Origin of the sequence: Helicobacter pylori SA37A (assembly GCF_000476015.1) — a bacterium.
GTDB lineage: Bacteria > Campylobacterota > Campylobacteria > Campylobacterales > Helicobacteraceae > Helicobacter > Helicobacter pylori_DB.
This window is the reverse complement of the sequence record NZ_CBOO010000009.1, coordinates 1-20,441: the sequence shown is the minus strand read 5'-3', so window position 1 is coordinate 20,441 and position 20,441 is coordinate 1. Positions and strand designations below refer to the sequence as shown.

Genomic DNA, 20,441 nt, shown 5'->3' with positions numbered 1-20,441 from the left:
CATCACATGTTTTCTAACCAATACATCCAACAACGCATCCATAAAGCCAATAGCTTGAGAGAAGAAGGGAAAAACCCTTATCAAAATGGCTTGAAACGAAGCCTCACCAACGCCGCTTTTTTAGAAAAATACGCTTATGTTAAGGGTTTAGAAGAGCCTAAAGACAAAGAAAAATGCGAGAGTATTGTAGGGAGGGTCAAGCTTTTGCGTTTAATGGGCAAGGCATGTTTTATTAAAGTTGAAGATGAAAGCGCGATTTTACAAGCTTATGTTTCGCAAAATGAATTGAACGATGAATTTAAAAGCTTGAAAAAGCATTTAGAAGTGGGCGATATTGTGTTGGTGAAAGGCTTCCCTTTTGCTACCAAAACCGGTGAATTGAGCATTCATGCCCTAGAATTTCATATTTTAAGCAAAACCATTGTGCCTTTACCTGAAAAGTTTCATGGACTGAGCGATATAGAATTGCGTTACCGCCAGCGCTACTTGGATTTGATCGTCAATCCTAGCGTTAAAGATGTGTTTAAAAAGCGCAGTTTGATTGTCTCTAGCGTGCGGAAATTCTTTGAAATGGAAGGGTTTTTGGAAGTGGAAACCCCCATGATGCACCCCATTCCTGGCGGGGCGAACGCAAGGCCTTTTATCACTTATCACAACGCTTTAGAAGTTGAAAGGTATTTGAGAATCGCTCCAGAATTATACCTTAAACGCTTGATCGTGGGGGGTTTTGAGGCGGTGTTTGAAATCAATCGTAATTTCAGAAATGAGGGCATGGATCACAGCCATAACCCCGAATTTACGATGATTGAATTTTATTGGGCGTATCACACTTATGAAGATTTGATTGAACTCAGTAAGAGGCTGTTTGACTACTTGCTAAAGACTTTAAATTTAGATTCAAAAATCATCTATAACGATATGGAAGTGGATTTCAACCAAACGAGCGTGATTTCTTATTTGGACGCTTTAGAAACAATAGGGGGCATCAGTAAGGATATTTTGGAAAAAGAAGACAGGCTTTTGGCTTATTTGTTAGAGCAGGGCATTAAAGTAGAGCCAAACCTCACTCATGGCAAATTGCTCGCTGAAGCATTTGATCATTTTGTAGAGCACCAACTCATTAACCCCACTTTTGTAACCCAATACCCTATTGAGATTAGCCCTTTAGCCAGACGCAACGATAGTAACCCTAATATTGCTGACAGGTTTGAATTGTTCATTGCAGGAAAAGAAATCGCTAATGGCTTTAGCGAGTTGAACGACCCTTTAGATCAATTAGAACGCTTTAAAAATCAAGTGGCTGAGAAAGAAAAAGGCGATGAAGAAGCCCAATACATGGATGAAGATTACGTGTGGGCATTAGCCCATGGAATGCCCCCCACTGCAGGGCAAGGCATAGGCATTGACCGATTAGTGATGTTACTCACTGGAGCTAAAAGCATTAAAGATGTGATTTTATTCCCAGCGATGCGTCCTGTTAAAAACGATTTTAATATTGAGAGTGGAGAATAATGGCGTATTTTTTAGAACAAACGGATAGTGAAATTTTTGAATTGATCTTTGAAGAATATAAGCGGCAAAATGAGCATTTAGAAATGATAGCGAGCGAGAACTACACTTTTCCTAGTGTTATGGAAGCTATGGGAAGCATTTTAACGAATAAATACGCTGAGGGCTATCCTAACAAGCGCTATTATGGAGGTTGTGAAGTGGTGGATAAAATAGAAAGCTTGGCCATAGAAAGGGCTAAAAAGCTTTTTAATTGCCAGTTCGCTAATGTGCAAGCGCATTCAGGCTCACAAGCTAATAACGCTGTCTATCACGCCCTTTTAAAGCCTTATGACAAGATTTTAGGCATGGATTTAAGCTGTGGAGGGCATTTAACGCATGGTGCTAAAGTGAGCTTGACCGGCAAGCATTATCAGAGCTTTTCTTATGGCGTGAATTTGGATGGCTATATTGATTATGAAGAAGTGCTAAAAATCGCTCAGAGCGTTAAGCCTCAAATCATTGTGTGCGGGTTTTCAGCCTATCCAAGGGAAATTGATTTTAAGAAATTTAGAGAAATCGCTGATGAAGTGGGGGCGTTACTACTAGGCGATATAGCCCATGTGGCAGGGCTTGTGGTCGCTGATGAGCATGCCCATCCTTTCCCGCATTGCCATGTGGTTTCAAGCACCACTCATAAGACCTTAAGAGGGCCTAGAGGGGGGATTATTTTAACTAATGATGAAGAGATAGCGGCTAAGATTGATAAAGCGATTTTTCCAGGGACTCAAGGCGGGCCTTTGATGCATGCAATTGCTGCTAAAGCGGTGGGGTTTAAAGAGAATCTAAAACCAGAATTTAAAGCTTATGCAAAATTAGTGAAATCTAACATGCAAGTTCTCGCTAAAACATTAAAAGAAAAAAACCATAAGTTAGTGAGCGGTGGCACTTCTAACCATTTGCTTTTAATGGATTTCTTAGATAAGCCTTATAGCGGGAAAGACGCTGATATTGCATTAGGGAATGCTGGAATCACTGTGAATAAAAACACCATTCCTGGCGAAACGCGCAGCCCTTTTGTAACGAGCGGGATAAGGATTGGCTCAGCGGCATTGAGTGCAAGGGGCATGGGAGCTAAGGAATTTGAAATCATAGGGAATAAAATATCAGATATTTTGAATGATATTAATAATGTTAGTTTGCAATTGCATGTGAAAGAAGAATTGAAGGCCATGGCTAGTCAATTCCCTGTGTACCACCAACCCATTTTTTAAGGGAGTCAAGATGACAGAAATGGAATTAAAGCTCATTAAGATAGACACAAGCCATTATTTTGAAAAAAAACCAGGCTTGGGGGAGAGAATGGATTATGCGGGGCGTTGCTATTATAATAAATTCCAAAGAGTGAATGCCATGCTCACAAGCTCGCTCATTCAAAAGCATTTGAAAAGGGAAATAGAAATCGCGCACAATCTCATCTTGCGTAACGATAAGGTGGAAAACATTGTGTTTGATTATAACGGGAGGAACCCGGAGCGTTTTTACCATAAGGCGCAGTTATTGCTTCGTGAGGAAGGTTTTATGAATTTTACCGCTTATAACACCAAAACGCCAGGGCATTTGCATTTGTATGTGCATAAGGGGCATACGGAGTTAGGCGAGGGTGAAAGGTTGGTTAAGACTTTGTCTATGAAATTAGCGCAAGGGTTGCCGAAAGAATGGAAGGTCTTCCCTAGCAATGAATGGCCTAAGGAATTTAATATTTTAGCTTTACCTTATGAAGTGTTTGCAAAAGAGCGCGGGAGCTCTTGGGCGAAGCATTTATAACCATTTTTGAAAGGATTTTTGATGTCAGAAAAAGAAAGACTGAATGAAGTGATTTTAGAAGAAGAGAATAATGGGGGCGGCACTAAAAAGGTGTTTTTGATCGTGGCTATAGCCATTATCATTTTAGCGGTGCTTTTAATGGTGTTTTGGAAAAGCACGAGAGTCGCTCCTAAAGAGACTTTTTTACAAACCGATAGCGGGATGCAAAAAATAGGTAACACTAAAGATGAGAAAAAAGACGATGAGTTTGAAAACTTGAATTTGGATCCTTCCAAGCAAGAAGACAAGTTAGACAAAGTGGCGGATAATGTTAAAAAACAAGAAAATGATGCGTTTAACATGCCTATTCAAACCAATCAAACTCAAACGGAGATGAAAACAACAGAAGAGACCCAAGAAGCTCAAAAAGAATTAAAAGCTGTTGAGCACACTAGCACTCAAAAAGAATCTCAAGCTGTGGCTAAAAAAGAAATCCCCCATAAAAAGCCTAAAGCAACCCCTAAAGATAAGGAAGCTCATAAAGATAAAGATAAGCATGCGGTTAAAGAGCTAAAAGTCAAAAAAGAAGCTCATAAAGAAGTCCCTAAAAAAGCCAATTCTAAAACCACTCTTACTAAAGGGCATTATTTGCAAGTGGGGGTTTTTGCTCACACGCCCAATAAAGCCTTTTTGCAAGCGTTTAACCAATTCCCCCATAAGATTGAAGATAGGGGGGCTATTAAACGCTACCTCATAGGCCCTTATAAGAGCAAACAAGAAGCCTTAATGCATGCTGATGAAGTCAGCAAAAAGATGACTAAACCGGTTGTCATAGAAGTGCGGTAGGGGTTTTGGCTAAAAATTCTTAAAATTCTTATTTCTTTCTTGGGCGTTTTTAGTGGATCGCCCAAGCGCTAAAACGATGGGGTAGCTTGCTCCATCGGCTCGGATAATTTTAACAGAGAATGAAGATAATCAGATTTTTTTGATCAATTTATTATATTAATGATATTAACCATATGTCTAATGATGAAAAAGTAATTTACTTACTTACTGTTATATGTGGGTGTTTAATTTTATTGTGGTGACAGTATTGATTATTTCACAATATTGTTATTCACAAAATACAATAAATAAGAAATAACGATGAAGTCTAAACACATAAGTAGAGTATATACTCTACTTATGATAATTTTTTTATTTATTGATTACTTCTTTTATTTTTTTACTACTTCTTGAGTTTCTTTTTGAACCCAATTTTTCCAATAAGTAGTAGCGCCTCATACCTATTTGGTCTTTGAGGAATTCAGATAATTCTTGCGTTTGAATTCAGCCTTAAAGAGCATTCATTCGTTAAAAGTATTTGTTTGTTGTTTGAAAACTACGGAGCGTTTAAATTTTATGAAGTTATTGTTTGTTGTTTAATCCCCTCTAACCCTCCAAAGAAGAGAGCGTTTTGGAACTAGCTTTATGGGTGTGATGGTGGGGCTAGAAGCAAGAGAGTGAGCGTGCTCACGCTTCTTTGATCTCACGCTTAGCGGGCGATGAAATCCTTAAAAAAGGTGTCAATCAGCCATTCTCGCATTTCATCATTCCTTTTTATTAAGACCTTTTTGTTGAAACCTTTTACATTAAAGCGTCTGTTGAAAGGGATTCTACTCTCCTTATAGATCGCATCTTTTCCATACAGATCCTTATCGCTTGCTTTAAGATTGAGCGATTTTTCTAAGGAAATGAAGTTGCCGTATGTGTCAATATAATCTTCGAGATCTTTCTTGCCTTCAAAACCAAGTTTTTGGATCTCAATTTCATTGTCCAATTCTAATAAATTGATGGGGATGATGTGTTCTTTTTGTTGGGAGAATTGCTTCCCAGGGATCAACTTTTTGAGATCGGCAAGACCCATCTCCTGGCAGTTCTTTTCAAAGAAGACATAGTGGAAGCATGATGAGTTGGATGCGTTGTTTACAAACTCCCGAGAAGCCAGCTCTATATAATTTCTGCATTGATCGATCATCTTGCTCTTCAATTCCTCTTTGCCCTTTTCAAGATACTCATCAATCAGGTTGTAGGCCGTTGTTCTCATCTTTTTACTAGATTTGAAAAACACAATATCGGTTTTGGCAAAGAGTCTCAGCGTTTCATCGTCTAGTTCGTTGTTGATTTTCAGGCGGATGAGCGAATTAAAAAAAAGCGGGTTGATCGTGTTGATGAGCATGACCTTAAGGGTGGTTGGGTTGGTGTCAATCTCGCTCAATAGATCAAGGAAAGCCTGATAGAAATTTTTCAAATCGCTGACATAGGATTGGATGAAACTTTTCAATTTGCTTTTTTTGATTTCTTTTAGTTCATCTTTGAGTTTCTCGTAGGTGTCTTCTGTGCTTGTTGCGTAGTGCCCTAAAAACTCGATTCCATCAAATCTTTGGCTCCCTGCGTGGTAGCGGAAGATATCGCCTTCATCAAACTTTGAGCCTCCAACGCTGGAGATATGGTCGCTCTTTTTGATCTTGGCAAAGATCTTAAAGATCTCCCCAAAATGATCGTTGATGAATTGGTCTAGCCCCATTTTCCCATCGCAAAAAGTGTTGGAGTAATAGATGAGAAGGGATTTTAGTTTGTCTAGTAAAAGAAGAGGCGCTTCCCCTCATTCACGCTTTGAAATGTTTTGATCGCTCTTTTTAGGATCGGGCTCTTCAAACCGCATCAAAACCATTTTCAAAAGTGCTTCCAAACGCTCATTCGCTTCTTCTTTATTCAACTTGCTGACTTTGTCCAAGATGGCCTTCAAAACTTCAAAAAGATTTTGCTTACCCTCGGTGTCTGCATCTTTTTCACAATGGCTGATATTCTCCTTTTCTGCCGCTTCCAAGAGCGTTTTGAAGAAGCTTTGGTTTTGAGGGGCGACTTCTAATTTTAATTCCCCCTTTTGGTATAGATATTTTCTTGTCTCTTGCTTGTCTTCCTCATTTTGTTTGCTTGCCAAGACATGCAAGAGCATGAAGATGGTGGTCGTTCGCTGCTGGCCGTCAATGATGTCATACAATTTTTTGTTGTCTTCATTCTTAGCGACAACCATGGTGCCTATAAAATGCCCCTGACCCTTTTTGTTGTATTCTATCGCTTCTTCTAGATCTTCCCATAAATCTTTAAAATTCTTTTCTTTCCAAGCGTAATCCCTTTGATAATTAGGAATGCTGTATCCACTCTCTAAAAAGACATCTTTTAGGGTGGTTTTCATTCACTTCTCCTTTGTTGCATGCAGTAGTCAAATTTATACCATAAATACCATAAGAATGATCTGAGGTTTCACTCCATCAAGGCGTTCTGTTAGCCACTTGGGGCGTTTTATTAGCTATAATCAAGGCTTCAAAAAGCCATAATTAAAAGAGTTGAGATGCTAGAAAAATTGATTGAAAGAGTGTTGTTTGCCACTCGTTGGTTGCTAGCCCCTTTATGCATTGCCATGTCGTTAGTGTTGGTGGTTTTAGGCTATGTGTTCATGAAAGAGTTGTGGCACATGCTCAGCCATTTAGACACCATTAGTGAAACGGATTTGGTTTTATCAGCCTTAGGTTTAGTGGATTTGTTGTTTATGGCTGGGCTTGTTTTGATGGTGTTGCTCGCCAGTTATGAAAGCTTTGTTTCCAAATTAGACAAGGTGGATGCCAGCGAAATCACTTGGCTAAAACACACGGATTTTAACGCTTTAAAATTAAAGGTTTCACTCTCCATTGTAGCGATTTCGGCGATTTTCTTGCTCAAACGCTACATGAGTTTAGAAGACGTTCTATCCAGTATCCCTAAGGACACGCCCCTATCGCATAACCCCATTTTTTGGCAAGTGGTGATCCATTTGGTATTTGTGTGTTCAGCGCTTTTAGCCGCCGTTACCAATAACATCGCTTTTTCGCAAAATAAAGGGCATTAAAAGTTTTAAAGCTCTCTTTCAGGAAGGACTTTAGACCATTCTTTAATCAAGCGCAAAAAGAAGGAAGTGTCAGGCGAAGTTTTTTCATGGATTAAAATGCCTTCTTCCACTGCTTCCCAAATCACTCTATGCCGATACACCACCAAATGCCATGATTGTTGGGCGTGATCTTTAAGCGACAAACGCACCCTTTTAGCAAAAGACGGGTTGTCAAACAAAACCGCGCTTTCAGTGTTGATGTATGCAGAGCGCGGATCAATATTGAAACTCCCTAGAAGCGTTAAATTGTCATCAAAAACAATCGTCTTGCCATGTAAGGAATGTTTGGTGCTAAAGCGCCCTTTAATCTGGCGGTTGAAAAAATCGTTTCGTATTTCATAGACATTCGCGCCCATTCGCACTAATTGGTTGCGATACCTTTCCCACGCCCCATAGACCACTATCGCATCAGTAGATGAAAGGGAATTGGTAAGAATATTCAATTCAATCCCCTTAGAAATTTGATTTTTAAAGATTTTCATCATCTTTTTGCCTGGAATAAAATACGATGAAGCGATAAAAACGGAGTCCTTAGCGTTTTTAAGGGCTTTCTCAAAAGCGATTTTGATAGGCGAATACAAGGGCGTGTCAATTTTTTTGGGTGAATCGGCTAAAAAAATGGCATTCCCATAATAAATGGGGTATTGGTATTTTTGGAAACGATCGATAAAATCATTGATTTTTTTTTCAAACTGGTTTTTGTCTTCAGCACTGATAGGGATTTTTTCATGGAGTTTAGCGATTTCTTTAGCGTTGTTTTTGAGTCTTTTATGGGTTCTTAATAATGAAACAGGGATAGAGCGGTGAAACCTCCAATAGCGTTCAAAGCTTTCTTTGGCTTTTGAAGCAACCCCCCCAAAAAACAAAGCGTCTAAATCTAAAAAATTCGTGTCTAAATCGTTATCAAAATAATTGTCCCCAATATTGCGCCCTCCTATAATGACAGCGAAATTATCCACGATGAAAAGTTTGTTGTGCATGCGTTTTTTAATGCGCTCATAATCCGCAAGCATTTCAAAATAGCGCAAGCCTTTATTGCGGATATAGTAGGGGTTAAAAATTTTCACTTCAATGTTTTTATGGAAATTTAAGAGCATAATATCTGAAAAATCCGAATCCAATCCGTTATCATCTAAAAGGATGCGCACTTTTACCCCACGATTGGCCGCATTTAAAAGTTCTTTAGCGATCACTTGAGAAGAAAGATCGTTCTTATAAATATAAGTTTGCATGTCAATGCTTTTTTGGCTCATTCTAATAAGACCCACTCTGTGCAATAAAGCGTCAAAGCCGTCTTCTAAAAGAATGGCTGCACTATGGTTAGGGTTTTCTTTTAAATTTTTGGCGTACAAACTCCCAATGGTGGTAGTGTAGGGATCATAAGAGATAGGGGGGCTTGAAATGGGAGTCTTATAGACTAACCCAAAACACCCATTAAAAAAAAAGACGCTTAGAAGAACTAAAAAAATTTTCAAAAACGACCCACTAAAAGAAATTAGCGGCTTTTACCCACTTTCAACATTCGGTTGCGCAAAGTAGCGATACTGCTTTGCAAGGGTAATTCTTTAGGGCAAGTGTCATGGCAAGCGATTAAGCTCATGCACCCAAAAACGCCATCATCATCGCCGACTAACTCATAAAAATCGTCATCGCTTCTTTCATCGTGGCTGTCAATCATGAAACGCATGGCTCTGTTCATGCCAGCAGCTCCAATGAAATTAGGGCGCATGAGTTTGGTCCCGCAAGAAGCGATACAGCACCCGCATTCAATACACCTGTCTAGTTCAAAGACTTCTTGGGCTTCATCAGGTTCAATCCTTTTTTCCGGCTTAGTAATATCCACCTCTTCTTTAGAATGCGCCCAGCTCTCCACCCTTTTAGTCATGTCCAAAAACCAATCGCCTGTATTCACGCTCAAATCTTTAATGAGCGTAAAACTGGGCATGGGCATGAGCGTAATCACCCCGCTTTCAAAGCTAGAAGTTAGGGTTTTACAAGCCAATCTCGGTCTCCCATTAACCATCATCGCGCAAGAGCCGCAAATCCCAGCGCGGCACACAAAATCAAAACTCAAATCCGGATCTTGATGCTCTCTAATGAGGTTTAAAGCGATAAAGAGCGTCATGGATGGCGTTTCTTTCAGTTGATACTCTTTAAAATGCGGCTTGCTCACCGCACTTTGAGGGTCAAATTTTAACACTCTAACTACAATCGTTCGTTCATTATCACTCATGGTGTTCTCCTTTTAAATTAGCGTTGTGTTGGTCTAATAAATCATGGACATTGAAAGAATACAAATGTTCCCCCCTAGCCCTGACTTCCTCATCTTCTAAACGCATATTCCTGGCTTTGTATTTTTCTTGCAATTCAAAAGGCATGAGCGCGTGTTGGACTTCTACCCTGTCTTTCCCGAGCTTTTCTAATTCTAAAATCGTTTTCAAAATCTCAGCGTCGCGCTCTTCTTTTTTGGGGTGGGGGATGAAATTACCCTTTTTGCCATAGCCCCTAAAATCAGGGCTGATTTCCATTTTCATCACATCTAATTCTTCGTATTCAATCGTGGGCATGTCTTGCTCAGCGCTAGGCCAGCTCGCTAAAGTCCGATTAAGCCACTTTTCATCGTCTCTTTTGGGGTAATCAATCCTTGTGTGAGCCCCTCTGCTTTCAGTGCGCAGTAACGCCCCTTGAGTGATGCAAAGCGCGAGTTTGAGCATTTTTTTGGTGCGGTAAGCGTCCTCTAATTCAGGGTTATTGTGCAAAACCTTGTTTTTCACGCAAATGTTTTTGGAGCGTGCATAAAGCTCTTGCAATTCTTTAAGGGCTTCTTCTAACCTTTTGCCTTCTCTAAAAACGCCCACTTTTTCATCCATGACTTCTTTCATGCGTTCTCTGATTTCATACACGTCTTCCTTGCCTTCATTGTGCAATAAAAAGTGCATGTAATCTTGGCTTTCTTTAATGAAAGCTTCAACTTTTTGCGTGTTGATTTCAATTTGTGCTTCCAAACAATGCGAGGCGAAATAATCCCCTATAATCATGCCAGCCACCACGGCTTCACTCACAGAATTTCCCCCCAAGCGGTTAAACCCATGCAAATCCCAGCATGCCGCTTCGCCTGCACAGAACAAGCCTTTCAAATGGGTTTCGCCTTTAGGGTTTGTCCTAACCCCACCCATAGAATAGTGTTGCATGGGTTTTATGGGGATCCAGCCTTTTTGTTTAGCCATCGCTTGCCCGTATTCGGGTTCATTGGTAGGCACTCCTTGCATGTTGTCTTTGGTTTGCTCTTCGCTATCAGCCGGGTCAATTCCCGCAAAAGTCATGGCAATATCGCGCACATCTCTTAGATTTTTTTCCACATGGTTACGCCCTAAAATAGCAATATCCAGCCACACATGATCCCCATAAGGCGATTTGGCTCCATAGCCTTTTTGGATATGCTCTAAAATCCGCCTTGAGACCACATCTCTGCTCGCAAGCTCTTTTTTCTCCGGCTCATAAGCGGGCATGAAGCGTCTGCCAAACTTGTCTCTTAAAACGCCGCCATCGCCCCTACAACCTTCAGTCATTAAAATCCCGCTTGGCACTAAAGCGGTAGGGTGGAATTGCACCGCTTCCATGTTGCCTAATTTAGCCACGCCGGTTTCTAAAGCGCTTGCCGCCCCGGCTCCATCGCAAATCACAGCGTTAGTGGTGTGTTTATACACGCGCCCATAACCTCCGGTAGCTAAAAGCGTGCCTTTAGAAACATACGCTGAAACTTCGCCTGTGATCAAATCCCTTACCACCGCCCCGTAGCATTTATTATCATGATGAATGAAAGCGAGCATGTCCTTTCTGTCTTGAATATCCACTTTGTGGTGTAAGGCTTCATTAGCGACCGCATAAAGCATGGTATGCCCTGTGGCATCAGCCGTAAAGCATGTGCGCCATTTTTTAGTGCCGCCAAAATCACGGCTTAGAATATAACCATGCCTGTCGTCTCTTTCGGTGATAGTTACATGCTCACCATTGACAACCGCAGGCCTATCGCCCTTTTTAATCCTAGTCCAAGGCACCCCCCAACTGGCCAATTCCCTAATGGCTTTAGGAGCAGTGGTTACAAACATTCTAGCCACTTGCTGATCGCACCCCCAATCGCTCCCCTTAACCGTGTCTAAAAAGTGTAAATCTTCATTATCGCCCTCGCTTTTTTTAGCGTTCGCAAGACTCGCTTGCATGCCCCCTTGAGCGGCTGCAGAGTGCGAACGCCTGACAGGCACTAGGCTTAAAACGATGGTGTTTAAACCCTTTTGTTTGCATGCGATACTAGCCCTTAACCCGGCCAATCCGCCTCCAATAATTAGTGCATCACAATATGTTATTTTCATTTTCTACCTTTATTCTTTGTGGAATTTCCCATCAGCTTCTATGGCTTCTTGCATGGTTTTAATGCCATTGTCCTTATTTTCTAAACCTTTTTTAATGTAAGCCCCATAGGTGCAAAGCCCTAAAACAATAAAAAACACGCTCATCGCCCATTTGACTTTTCTCAAGCCTTGAATGCTTACATTCTTAAACCACCCCCATTTAATCGCTAAGCGATACAACCCAATAGAGCCATGCAATTCTACGGCAAACAATAAGAAAATATACAAAAGCCAAAAGTTTTGCGTTACAAAACGATAGCTTGAGCCATGAGGCCCAATACTTTCAGGCTCTGTGAGCATGACAAATAGGTGGATACTCGCTAAGAAAAACATCGCAAATCCGGTTAAAGCCTGGATAAACCACAAACTCGTATCGCCATGTTTCATCAAATGCTTGTGGGTTTTAAAAACCTTGTATTGCCTGTAATTGATAGGGAATTTCCTTAACGCCAAAAAAGCATGCACGACTAAAATAAGAATCACCCCTGCTGCAACCACGCTCACAATAGCCGGCTCGCCCGCTTTTAAAAACAAGCTCCCTTCAAAAAATTTCGCCACTTTATACATGGCTTCATCGCTAATCAAGATGCTTGAGACCAAAAACATGTGTGCTATCATAAAGAGCGCTAAAATCAAACCCGTAGCGCTCTGTAAAAAATCCAGCTTGGCATAAATACCGCTCTTTTTAAGCCCTTTGCTAGCGCCATAATAACCCTCTATAATCTCTTCTTGTTGCATAAAAACTGCTCCTAAAAACTCAAAATTAACCTAAAATCGCTTGACGCAAAAACACTGCCTTAATTTTACTACATTTGAAATAATTTTTCTTATAAACAAAACCTAAATTGGGAAAAAATTCAATTCAAGGGGGCTATTGTTTAAAATTTACATTTTTTAAACGCTATTAGATATAATAAGGGATAGTTACCACCTATAAAATAAGGATCATTCAATGACAAAAATTGCCATGGCCAATTTTAAATCCGCTATGCCTATTTTTAAAAGCCATGCGTATTTAAAAGAATTAGAAAAAACTTTAAAACCGCAGCATTTTGATAGGGTGTTTGTATTCCCTGATTTTTTGGGGTTATTGCCTAATTCGTTTTTGCATTTCACTTTAGGAGCGCAAAACGCTTACCCTAGAGATTGTGGGGCTTTTACCGGTGAAATCACTTCAAAGCATTTAGAAGAACTCAAAATCCACACGCTTTTAATAGGGCATAGCGAGAGGCGAACGCTTTTAAAAGAAAGCCCTAGCTTTTTGAAAGAAAAGTTTGATTTTTTTAAAGATAAAAATTTTAAAATTATTTATTGTATTGGCGAAGATTTAACGACCAGAGAAAAGGGTTTTAAGGCTGTAAAGGAATTTTTAAATGAGCAATTAGAAAATATTGATCTTAATTATTCCAATTTAATTGTGGCGTATGAGCCTATTTGGGCGATTGGCACCAAAAAAAGCGCTTCTTTAGAAGACATTTACCTCACGCATGGTTTTTTAAAACAAATCTTAAATCAAAAAACGCCCTTATTGTATGGGGGGAGCGTGAATGCGCAAAACGCTAAAGAAATTTTAGGGATTGATAGCGTGGATGGCTTATTGATCGGGAGCGCGTCTTGGGAATTAGAAAATTTTAAAACAATCATTTCATTTTTATAAAGGAAAATCATGGGATTTTTAAAAGGTAAAAAAGGGCTTATTGTGGGGGTGGCAAACAATAAATCCATCGCTTATGGGATCGCTCAATCTTGCTTCAATCAAGGGGCTACTCTGGCTTTCACTTATTTGAATGAGAGCTTAGAAAAGCGCGTGAGGCCTATCGCACAGGAATTGAATAGCCCCTATGTGTATGAATTGGATGTGAGCAAAGAAGAGCATTTCAAGCCGCTATACAATAATATTAAGCAGGATTTAGGCTCATTGGACTTTATCGTTCATAGCGTGGCCTTTGCCCCTAAAGAGGCTTTAGAAGGGAGCTTGTTAGAAACTTCTAAAAGCGCGTTTAACACCGCTATGGAAATTTCTGTTTATTCTTTAATAGAGCTGACAAACACCCTAAAACCCTTATTGAATAATGGGGCGTCTGTTTTGACTTTAAGCTATTTGGGCAGCACCAAATACATGGCGCATTACAACGTGATGGGGTTGGCTAAAGCGGCCCTAGAGAGCGCGGTGCGTTATTTAGCGGTGGATTTAGGCAAGCACCATATAAGAGTGAATGCCCTATCAGCTGGGCCTATCAGGACGCTCGCTTCTAGCGGGATCGCTGATTTTAGGATGATTTTAAAATGGAATGAAATCAACGCTCCTTTAAGGAAAAATGTGAGTTTAGAAGAAGTGGGCAATGCCGGGATGTATTTGCTTTCTAGCTTGTCTAGTGGCGTGAGTGGGGAAGTGCATTTTGTAGATGCTGGCTATCATGTCATGGGCATGGGGGCTGTGGAAGAAAAAGATAATAAAGCTACGCTATTGTGGGATTTGCATAAAGAACAATAAGGGGTATTGATGAAATTAAGCGAATTGTTGAGCGCCTATTCTATTGAAACGGAATTTTCAAACGATTTTGAAGTGCATGCCTTAGCAGAATTAGATAAGGCTACGCCTAATGATATTAGCTATATTGACCAAGCGCGTTACCTTAAACTTTTAAAAGACTCAAAAGCCGGGGCGGTGTTTATCCGTAAAAAAGAATCTTCTAAAGTGCCAAAACACATGCAAGCTTTAATCGTGGATAACCCGCATTTAGCCTTTGCCAAAGCTTCGCATGCCTTTAAAATCCCTTTTTTTAAAAACCCAGAAAGCGTGAATGAGCCTAAACATTTTGAAAAAGTAACGATCATGCCTAATGTTGCGATTGGAGAGGGCGTAGAAATTGGCGAAAACTCTTTGATTTATCCGGGCGTGGTGATCGCTGATGGGGTCAAAATCGGTAAAAATTGCGTTTTGTATCCTCGTGTGATTTTGTATCAAAACACGATTTTAGAAGACAATGTCATCATCCATGCAGGCAGTGTGATCGGAGGTGATGGCTTTGGTTATGCACACACCGCTTTAGGAGAGCATGTCAAAATTGAGCATGTGGGGATTGTTAGGATTCAAAAAAATGTAGAAATTGGCGCTAACACGGCGATTGATAGGGCGGTGTTTGGCGAGACTTTGATTAAAGAGGGCGTTAAGATTGATAACCTGGTTCAAATCGGGCATAATTGCGTTTTAGGCGAGCACAGCATCGTCGTTTCTCAAGTGGGCTTGAGCGGTTCTACAACCACTGGCCGTAATGTGGTTTTTGGCGGTCAAGTGGGCATTGGAGGGCATTTGCATGTGGGTGAATTCACTCAAATTGGGGGTAAAAGCGCGGTGGGTAAGGACTTACCCCCTAACACTAATTTTGCCGGAGCGATCCCTGCTATGGAAATCCATGAATGGCACCATTTCCTGGCTCATTTACGAACGAATTTCAGGAAACAGCAAAAAACGAGTTTGTTGCAAAAAGCTAAAGGGTTTTTTAAGTCTTAAAGAATGAAATAAGCTATAACCACGCCATCACCAAAAAAACGCTATAAACCCCTAAAACTCGCATCTGTCTTTTTTAAGTTTTTAGCTTTTTGTGTGTCTCAAATAACATTTTTAAAAGAATGCTTGAATTATAGTTATTTTTTTGTCTGGTTGTCAAGTGCTTTTAAACCGCACAAATAAAGGCTAATGCGTGTTATAGCGTGGTTTTGTGTTTCTTTCTGTATATTTTTATACATATTACTTAAATTTTTTAATATTTAAAAATATTGAAAACATTTAAAAAATGTAACATAAATTTAAAATATACACAAAAAACTACATTTATTTTTTAATCGTTTGATAAATTAAAAAACACTAATTAAAGTTAAAAACATTCCACAAAACACAACAAAAACGTGAAATAGAAATGAAATATAAAAGGCTTCACAAAATCTTTTATAGCGTAGCAAGGTATAGCGTAGCAAGGCACCCACGCTCTCCGTTTTAGCTATAGGGAGGCTTCACAAAATCTTTTATAGCGTAGCAAGGTATAGCGCAGCAAGGCACCCACGCTCTCCGTTTTAGCTATAGGGAGGCTTCACAAAATCTTTTATAGCGTAGCAAGGTATAGCGTAGCAAGGCACCCACGCTCTCCGTTTTAGCTATAGGGAGGCTTCAATCTCACTCGCTCCCAACGCTAGGATTATCTACACCGCTCCCAACGCTACTATTTGCTAACTCTAATAAATCGCTCATGTTCATCTGCGCTACATTGTTATTATTGTTAGTCTCTATTACTTGGATCTGCTCTTTACCAAACAAGCTAACGCCCGCATCAATGAAAAGTTTAGAAACCTTTTCGGCCGCTACGATAATATTAGCGCTATCCTTTTCGTTATTCGTCAAGCTCGCTTTTTTAATCATCTTAATCAGCTCGCCTCTAGCCACTACCGCGCAAAATAAGATCTGTTTTTTAATGTAAGCGGTATTCATCGCTTTCAATAGTAGTTCGTCGCTCGTGCTTTCGGTGATCGCTTCTAAAACGATCGGATCTAAATTTAAATGATCTAAGCTTTGTTTTAACACTTCTTTAACTTCTTCTTTCTTCGTGTCTAAAAACAAATCCATGTTTTTTTCGGTCAGCTTATCGCCTAAAATCTCTTTTATCTCTTTTTCTTCTAAATCTTTCGTGATCCTGCGCTTTATCCAATTTTGGCGTGCTTTTATATATCGTAAATAATTCTCGTCCATTTTGTATTTTTTAGCTAGTTCTTTTATACTCATGCCTAGCGTTTCATACATGGCTCTTATTTCATTGAAAATTTTTCGGCTCGTCCATTCACCTTTTTTGGCCCATTGGTTCAGTGTTTGTCGGCTTATATTAAATTTTACGGCGATCTCGCCTTGCGTGGCTAAAGTGTCCTCATAAGCTTCCCTAACCGCTCTTTTAAGATCAATCCTTGAAATAAGTTCGTTGTCTTTTTCTTCTTCTTCCATCATGATCCTCCATTCGCTAAGCTTTGGTATTTTTTGAGATCAATTTTTCCGCTCGTTTCGTTAATGTAATCGGTTTTGTCTTGGTATGCTTTCATTTTAACTAACATTAACGGCGATACATTCCCGCCCAAACTCTCCAACATTTGCATGTTTTTCTTCAATGAGTTCAATAGCGTTTCTTGCGTTTGTGAAATTCTTGCAGTGTTTTCTTCCTTGCTTCTTGCTCCCCACATTGTCATGGCTTTTGCTTCATCTCTTAATTTCTGCGTTACTTGCCCGCCTTGCGACATGGTCTTTGCAACTCTGTTGGCGTAACTAATCCTAGCGTTATCGGTTTTTGCTAAATCGTAATCAACGCCCTTTAACCCTCTTGTCTTGTGGTTGATCCATAGCTTCACCTGGTTAATCAGTCCGCTATGTTCTTGCGCTTTTTTAATTAAATCATCTCCTAAATCAAGCGCCTTAATGTCATCAAAAATATCCTGCGTAGCTTTGTTAATGCTCGCTAACCTGGTTTTATTCTCGCTTTTTATCTGTAAATTCCCGTTTAAATTAACATTTAAATCCATTCCTAAAAACTTTTTAGCCATGTAGTAATCAAACGCCGTGATGCTTCTATTTTTGATCTTATTATCCAAATAAGCGATCCCGGTAGAGAGATAAGACGGCTCAGCTTCTAAATCCTTAACGCTATCATTAGCTAAATTTTGATTAGCTTCATTATTTTTATTCTCGCTTTCTGGAGTTTTTGGTGCTTGTTTAATCGGTTTGTAAAGGCTATTCAATTGCTCTTCAAAAATTTCGCTTTCTAATTTTTCGTCCATGGTTTTTCCTTTCTTTCAAATCACTTTGAAAATGTTTTTTTTAAACGCTTCATCTTCTAGCTTGCCCTCAGCGATCAATTCTTTTCGCTTCAAATTATAAGCGATCTCGTTTTCTATTTTCATTTTATTGTTTAAATTCTGGGCTTCCAGCATTAAAGATTCCTGTAATAATTGCGTCTTTTGGCTTTCTATCGTTACTTGCAAGTAGGTTAACGCTTTTAATTCCGCTAATTTTAAAGTTTTAAATCTCTCATCTTCTTTTAAAGCGTTATCAATGCTTTCTTTAATGAACTTTTTTAAAAACTCGCTTTCAAGCTCTTTTAAAAACATTTCTTTTAAATTTTGATTGATCACGCTGTAAAAGGCTTTCGGTTGCGCTCTCAAAAAACTAAAATCTAAATTCTTAATCACGCTTTCAGTGATAGCGTTTAGTTTGCTTTCTAAAATCCCTAAAATCTTACTTGTTAAGGCGTTTATCGTTTCGCTCGTGGTTTCAGTTATAATATCCTTTTTAGCTTGTTCTAATTCGCTTCGTAATTCTGTATCGCTTAAAAGGTTATCCAATTTGCTTTTAATCTCGTTTTTAATTTCTTGCTTCACAGCGTTAGTTATTGCTTGCTTGTCAAATTGTCTTAAAAGTTCGTTTCTAACTTCTTCGCTCAGTTCTTGCTTATTCACAAGCTCCTTAACATTTTTTTTTATAATTAAAGGCATCTCTACTAATTGATCGTTTAAATAGCCTTGAAAGGTGTTTTTTAAGCTTTCTAAGTTTTCATTAGATTTATTTTTGACTAGCTCGCTTAATTCGTTTCTCGCTAATCCTAATACTTCATTATTTTTTTGTTTGAGCGTTTCGCTTTCGTTAATGAGTTCTTGTATCTTGTTGTAGAGTTTCATTTTTTAACTCCTTGCTATCTTTAGCAAGCATTCTACAAAAAGTTTAAAAAATATTTTAAGGGTTATGTTTTTTAAAAGCGTTAATTAAAGATTCATAGCTTTGTATCTTTGCTTCGCATGTGTTGTCTTTGATGGTGATTTTATGGTATTTGTCTTTGATTTTAGTTGCTTCTAAAAGCTTGTTAGCCTTGTATTGCTCACTTTCTAATTCTAACTTTTGGATAACTTCGTTTTGCTTGATCAGATGCGCTTGATTGGTTTCTAGCCTAACGTTTGCTAACGCTAATTTAGTCTTTAGATTAGCGTTCAAAATCAGCAAAAAAACGATGACTATATAAGGCACAATCCCCCTAAACACTCTAAAAATCAAGCCATAAGGCATTATCTAAAGTCTAAACATGGGATTAGCATAAATCGCCTTAAACTCTTCCTTAGTTATCGTTTTAGGTTTTGGTGTGCCTTGCGTGCTTAATGCGTTTGTGGTTGGCGTTGTTGGCGTTGTGGTTGGCGTTTTCATAGGTGTATTATTATCCACGCTCACGCTCGCTTTAACGCTGGGTTTGGCTTGCATTATCCACTTGTATTGCAGTTCGTTCATTATAATGTCTTGCTCTAAGCCTTGCGTTTTGAGATCGTTCAAGCGTTTGTTTTGCTTGTGCATTTCTTCATTCATGGCTTGTTGTCTTTTAGCAAAATCCATGCTTTGTTCGGCTTGTCTTTTTTGCAGCTCAAACGCTTCGGCTTGTTTCTTATCATTAGCTAAATCTCGCATTCTTTGATACTTTAACGCTTCCTCTCTTATCTTAGCGTTATCAAAAAGGCTTCCTGCATTAGCGATCGTGTTGGCAAAATTGCCCATGCTTTCATTTAGAATTAGGTTAGCGTATCGTTGGTTATTCAACGCCTGATTAAAACTATCTAATCCACCTCTGCCCGCTGTGATGCTTTCAAAATAAGCCATTAGTTAATCCTTTCTTTCAATTTGTTCGCTATCACGCTGATAGTGATGTTTTTAGCTAAGCTCATTTTAGCGTTGCTCGCTTTAAAGGTGATCGTGTGCTTTCCTACTTCACCGCTTCTAAACAAAAACACGCTACCGCTCGCTAATAGTTCGTTAGTTTCATTATAAAAGCCTTCGTTAGCGTTAGATAAAGTGCTAAAACCCCATAACCTTGTTGGCGCGTCTTTTAAAACTTCTAATTTGTCGCTAAAAACCTGTATGGAATTAACCTCGCTTTGTTCGTTGAGTTTCTCTAATTCCTTACCTAGCTCGTTTAGTAGCGTTTTTAACTCGTTCGTTTGCTCTTTTTCTTGCACGCTCACGCTCCCGTTGTTTAATGTGATTTGGTTGTATTCAGATCCGATCTGGCTAATGATTTTAAAAGCTGCTTCAAAATTCGCCGGCGTGATCCCATTAGCTGCGTTCGCTTGCACCTGCAATAAGCTTACTAATGCGTTCGCTCGGTTGATCATGGCGTTATCTTTTAGGCTTTTTAGCATCGCTTGGCACTGGATAAGCTTGTTTAAGGTGTCGGCTTTTGCGCTCTGTAAGTTCGCTTGCATTCCTAAAAAGTCTATTTGCATTTTTGCCCTTAACTGCTCGCTTTGCAAGTCTTGCGCTTGCTCATTTAAAGCTAACTGCTCGCTTTGTAAGGCCGCTTGCATGCTCGTGGTGTTCAATTCTTTGTTATTGAAATTTTGCCTCTGTAAGGCTTCTTTGAATAAAACAAAATTTCGTATAAATCGTGTCGTATCCATTTCTAAACCCTATCAATGATTTTAAACAAAAAGTTATTAACGCCTTTATCTTTGACTAAATCAAAAAACTTTTTGACCGCTTCGCTGCTTTTATAAATCATCTCCTCATCGTGTTGCATACCTAACAAAACACACCCTAAAGTGTCATGCGCGCTATTTCCTACATGGATTAAGATTTTTCGGTTTGTGAAATCCTTGTTATTGGGATCGATTAGCTGCAACACTTCATGGCGTTTATTATCGCATTTTTTGTTTTGGTATTCTTTAGGCACCGTGCAACTCGTATCGCTCCATGCTAATTC

19 protein-coding genes and 1 pseudogene are annotated in these 20,441 nt (G+C 39.3%); 8 read left to right on the top strand and 12 right to left on the bottom strand.

What is annotated here, in order from left to right; translation table 11 throughout:
* Positions 1–6: 6 nt before the first annotated feature.
* From lysS to QT76_RS05375, 4 genes are read left to right on the top strand one after another with little or no spacing between them, the layout of a single operon-like run.
* Complete coding sequence (lysS, locus tag QT76_RS05390) at positions 7–1,512, top strand: lysine--tRNA ligase (RefSeq protein WP_033616902.1); 1,506 nt, start codon at positions 7–9, stop codon at positions 1,510–1,512.
* Complete coding sequence (locus QT76_RS05385) at positions 1,512–2,762, top strand: serine hydroxymethyltransferase (RefSeq protein ID WP_033616901.1); 1,251 nt, start codon at positions 1,512–1,514, stop codon at positions 2,760–2,762. Before lysS ends, QT76_RS05385 begins: the two co-directional genes overlap by 1 nt.
* Positions 2,763–2,772: 10 nt before the next feature.
* Complete coding sequence (locus QT76_RS05380) at positions 2,773–3,315, top strand: DUF1882 domain-containing protein (RefSeq protein WP_000138071.1); 543 nt, start codon at positions 2,773–2,775, stop codon at positions 3,313–3,315.
* 21 nt (positions 3,316–3,336) lie between these two features.
* Complete coding sequence (locus tag QT76_RS05375; protein WP_033616900.1) at positions 3,337–4,140, top strand: SPOR domain-containing protein; 804 nt, start codon at positions 3,337–3,339, stop codon at positions 4,138–4,140.
* Positions 4,141–4,828: 688 nt separating this feature from the next.
* On the opposite strand, the pseudogene QT76_RS05370 reads toward QT76_RS05375, so the two are convergent.
* Positions 4,829–6,532, bottom strand: a pseudogene (locus tag QT76_RS05370) (DUF262 domain-containing protein).
* Between the two features lie 156 nt (positions 6,533–6,688).
* Here QT76_RS05370 and QT76_RS05365 point away from each other — a divergent pair.
* Positions 6,689–7,222, top strand: coding sequence for a TIGR00645 family protein (locus QT76_RS05365; RefSeq protein WP_000890445.1), 534 nt, complete (start codon positions 6,689–6,691; stop codon positions 7,220–7,222).
* Between the two features lie 5 nt (positions 7,223–7,227).
* Here QT76_RS05365 and clsC read toward each other — a convergent pair whose 3' ends face one another.
* From clsC to QT76_RS05345, 4 genes are read right to left on the bottom strand one after another with little or no spacing between them, the layout of a single operon-like run.
* Positions 7,228–8,736, bottom strand: coding sequence for a cardiolipin synthase ClsC (clsC, locus tag QT76_RS05360; RefSeq protein ID WP_033616898.1), 1,509 nt, complete (start codon positions 8,734–8,736; stop codon positions 7,228–7,230).
* Positions 8,737–8,756: 20 nt separating this feature from the next.
* Complete coding sequence (locus tag QT76_RS05355; protein ID WP_001282432.1) at positions 8,757–9,494, bottom strand: fumarate reductase iron-sulfur subunit; 738 nt, start codon at positions 9,492–9,494, stop codon at positions 8,757–8,759.
* Positions 9,487–11,631 (bottom strand): fumarate reductase flavoprotein subunit, encoded by a 2,145-nt coding sequence (locus tag QT76_RS05350; RefSeq protein WP_033616897.1) that lies wholly within the window; start codon positions 11,629–11,631, stop codon positions 9,487–9,489. Before QT76_RS05350 ends, QT76_RS05355 begins: the two co-directional genes overlap by 8 nt.
* Before the next feature lie 9 nt (positions 11,632–11,640).
* Positions 11,641–12,408, bottom strand: coding sequence for a fumarate reductase cytochrome b subunit (locus tag QT76_RS05345; RefSeq protein WP_001183651.1), 768 nt, complete (start codon positions 12,406–12,408; stop codon positions 11,641–11,643).
* A 214-nt stretch (positions 12,409–12,622) separates the two neighbouring features.
* Between QT76_RS05345 and QT76_RS05340 the strand changes: the two genes are divergently transcribed.
* Genes QT76_RS05340 through lpxD form a run of 3 tightly spaced genes read left to right on the top strand, consistent with a single transcriptional unit; the run spans position 12,623 to position 15,184 of the window.
* Positions 12,623–13,327 carry a triose-phosphate isomerase gene (locus QT76_RS05340; protein WP_033616896.1) on the top strand — a complete coding sequence of 235 codons (705 nt, stop codon included), beginning with the start codon at positions 12,623–12,625 and terminating at the stop codon, positions 13,325–13,327.
* 9 nt (positions 13,328–13,336) lie between these two features.
* On the top strand, positions 13,337–14,164 hold the full coding sequence (fabI, locus tag QT76_RS05335; protein ID WP_033616895.1) for an enoyl-ACP reductase FabI: 828 nt from the start codon (positions 13,337–13,339) through the stop codon (positions 14,162–14,164).
* A 9-nt stretch (positions 14,165–14,173) separates the two neighbouring features.
* Positions 14,174–15,184: a UDP-3-O-(3-hydroxymyristoyl)glucosamine N-acyltransferase gene (lpxD, locus tag QT76_RS05330; RefSeq protein WP_033616894.1), complete on the top strand. Its 1,011-nt coding sequence runs from the start codon at positions 14,174–14,176 to the stop codon at positions 15,182–15,184.
* 660 nt (positions 15,185–15,844) lie between these two features.
* On the opposite strand, the gene QT76_RS05325 is transcribed toward lpxD, so the two are convergent.
* The 7 genes from QT76_RS05325 to QT76_RS08400 form a co-directional block, all read right to left on the bottom strand.
* Positions 15,845–16,660 (bottom strand): hypothetical protein, encoded by an 816-nt coding sequence (locus tag QT76_RS05325; RefSeq protein ID WP_033616892.1) that lies wholly within the window; start codon positions 16,658–16,660, stop codon positions 15,845–15,847.
* On the bottom strand, positions 16,660–17,484 hold the full coding sequence (locus tag QT76_RS05320; protein WP_033616891.1) for a hypothetical protein: 825 nt from the start codon (positions 17,482–17,484) through the stop codon (positions 16,660–16,662). The genes QT76_RS05325 and QT76_RS05320 overlap by 1 nt, the downstream gene beginning before the upstream one ends.
* A 15-nt stretch (positions 17,485–17,499) precedes the next feature.
* The gene (locus QT76_RS05315) at positions 17,500–18,381 is read right to left on the bottom strand and encodes a hypothetical protein (protein WP_033616890.1); all 882 of its coding nucleotides are present in this window, start codon (positions 18,379–18,381) and stop codon (positions 17,500–17,502) included.
* A gap of 55 nt (positions 18,382–18,436) precedes the next feature.
* Positions 18,437–18,763, bottom strand: coding sequence for a hypothetical protein (locus QT76_RS05310; protein WP_033616888.1), 327 nt, complete (start codon positions 18,761–18,763; stop codon positions 18,437–18,439).
* 3 nt (positions 18,764–18,766) lie between these two features.
* The gene (locus tag QT76_RS05305) at positions 18,767–19,342 is read right to left on the bottom strand and encodes a hypothetical protein (protein WP_033616887.1); all 576 of its coding nucleotides are present in this window, start codon (positions 19,340–19,342) and stop codon (positions 18,767–18,769) included.
* Positions 19,342–20,139, bottom strand: coding sequence for a hypothetical protein (locus QT76_RS05300; RefSeq protein WP_033616886.1), 798 nt, complete (start codon positions 20,137–20,139; stop codon positions 19,342–19,344). Before QT76_RS05300 ends, QT76_RS05305 begins: the two co-directional genes overlap by 1 nt.
* Before the next feature lie 2 nt (positions 20,140–20,141).
* On the bottom strand, positions 20,142–20,441 hold a 300-nt coding region (locus QT76_RS08400), incomplete at its 5' end, for a DUF5675 family protein (protein WP_033616884.1).

Coding starts and splice junctions, on each gene's coding strand:
- QT76_RS05385 (WP_033616901.1), top strand. CDS start 1,512: ATGGCGTATTTTTTAGAACAAACGGATAGTGAAATTTTTGAATTGATC.
- QT76_RS05320 (WP_033616891.1), bottom strand. CDS start 17,484: ATGGACGAAAAATTAGAAAGCGAAATTTTTGAAGAGCAATTGAATAGC.
- QT76_RS05365 (WP_000890445.1), top strand. CDS start 6,689: ATGCTAGAAAAATTGATTGAAAGAGTGTTGTTTGCCACTCGTTGGTTG.
- QT76_RS05355 (WP_001282432.1), bottom strand. CDS start 9,494: ATGAGTGATAATGAACGAACGATTGTAGTTAGAGTGTTAAAATTTGAC.
- QT76_RS05350 (WP_033616897.1), bottom strand. CDS start 11,631: ATGAAAATAACATATTGTGATGCACTAATTATTGGAGGCGGATTGGCC.
- lysS (WP_033616902.1), top strand. CDS start 7: ATGTTTTCTAACCAATACATCCAACAACGCATCCATAAAGCCAATAGC.
- QT76_RS05340 (WP_033616896.1), top strand. CDS start 12,623: ATGACAAAAATTGCCATGGCCAATTTTAAATCCGCTATGCCTATTTTT.
- QT76_RS05315 (WP_033616890.1), bottom strand. CDS start 18,381: ATGAAACTCTACAACAAGATACAAGAACTCATTAACGAAAGCGAAACG.
- QT76_RS05375 (WP_033616900.1), top strand. CDS start 3,337: ATGTCAGAAAAAGAAAGACTGAATGAAGTGATTTTAGAAGAAGAGAAT.
- QT76_RS05305 (WP_033616887.1), bottom strand. CDS start 19,342: ATGGCTTATTTTGAAAGCATCACAGCGGGCAGAGGTGGATTAGATAGT.
- QT76_RS05325 (WP_033616892.1), bottom strand. CDS start 16,660: ATGGAAGAAGAAGAAAAAGACAACGAACTTATTTCAAGGATTGATCTT.
- QT76_RS05345 (WP_001183651.1), bottom strand. CDS start 12,408: ATGCAACAAGAAGAGATTATAGAGGGTTATTATGGCGCTAGCAAAGGG.
- QT76_RS05310 (WP_033616888.1), bottom strand. CDS start 18,763: ATGCCTTATGGCTTGATTTTTAGAGTGTTTAGGGGGATTGTGCCTTAT.
- fabI (WP_033616895.1), top strand. CDS start 13,337: ATGGGATTTTTAAAAGGTAAAAAAGGGCTTATTGTGGGGGTGGCAAAC.
- lpxD (WP_033616894.1), top strand. CDS start 14,174: ATGAAATTAAGCGAATTGTTGAGCGCCTATTCTATTGAAACGGAATTT.
- QT76_RS05300 (WP_033616886.1), bottom strand. CDS start 20,139: ATGGATACGACACGATTTATACGAAATTTTGTTTTATTCAAAGAAGCC.
- QT76_RS05380 (WP_000138071.1), top strand. CDS start 2,773: ATGACAGAAATGGAATTAAAGCTCATTAAGATAGACACAAGCCATTAT.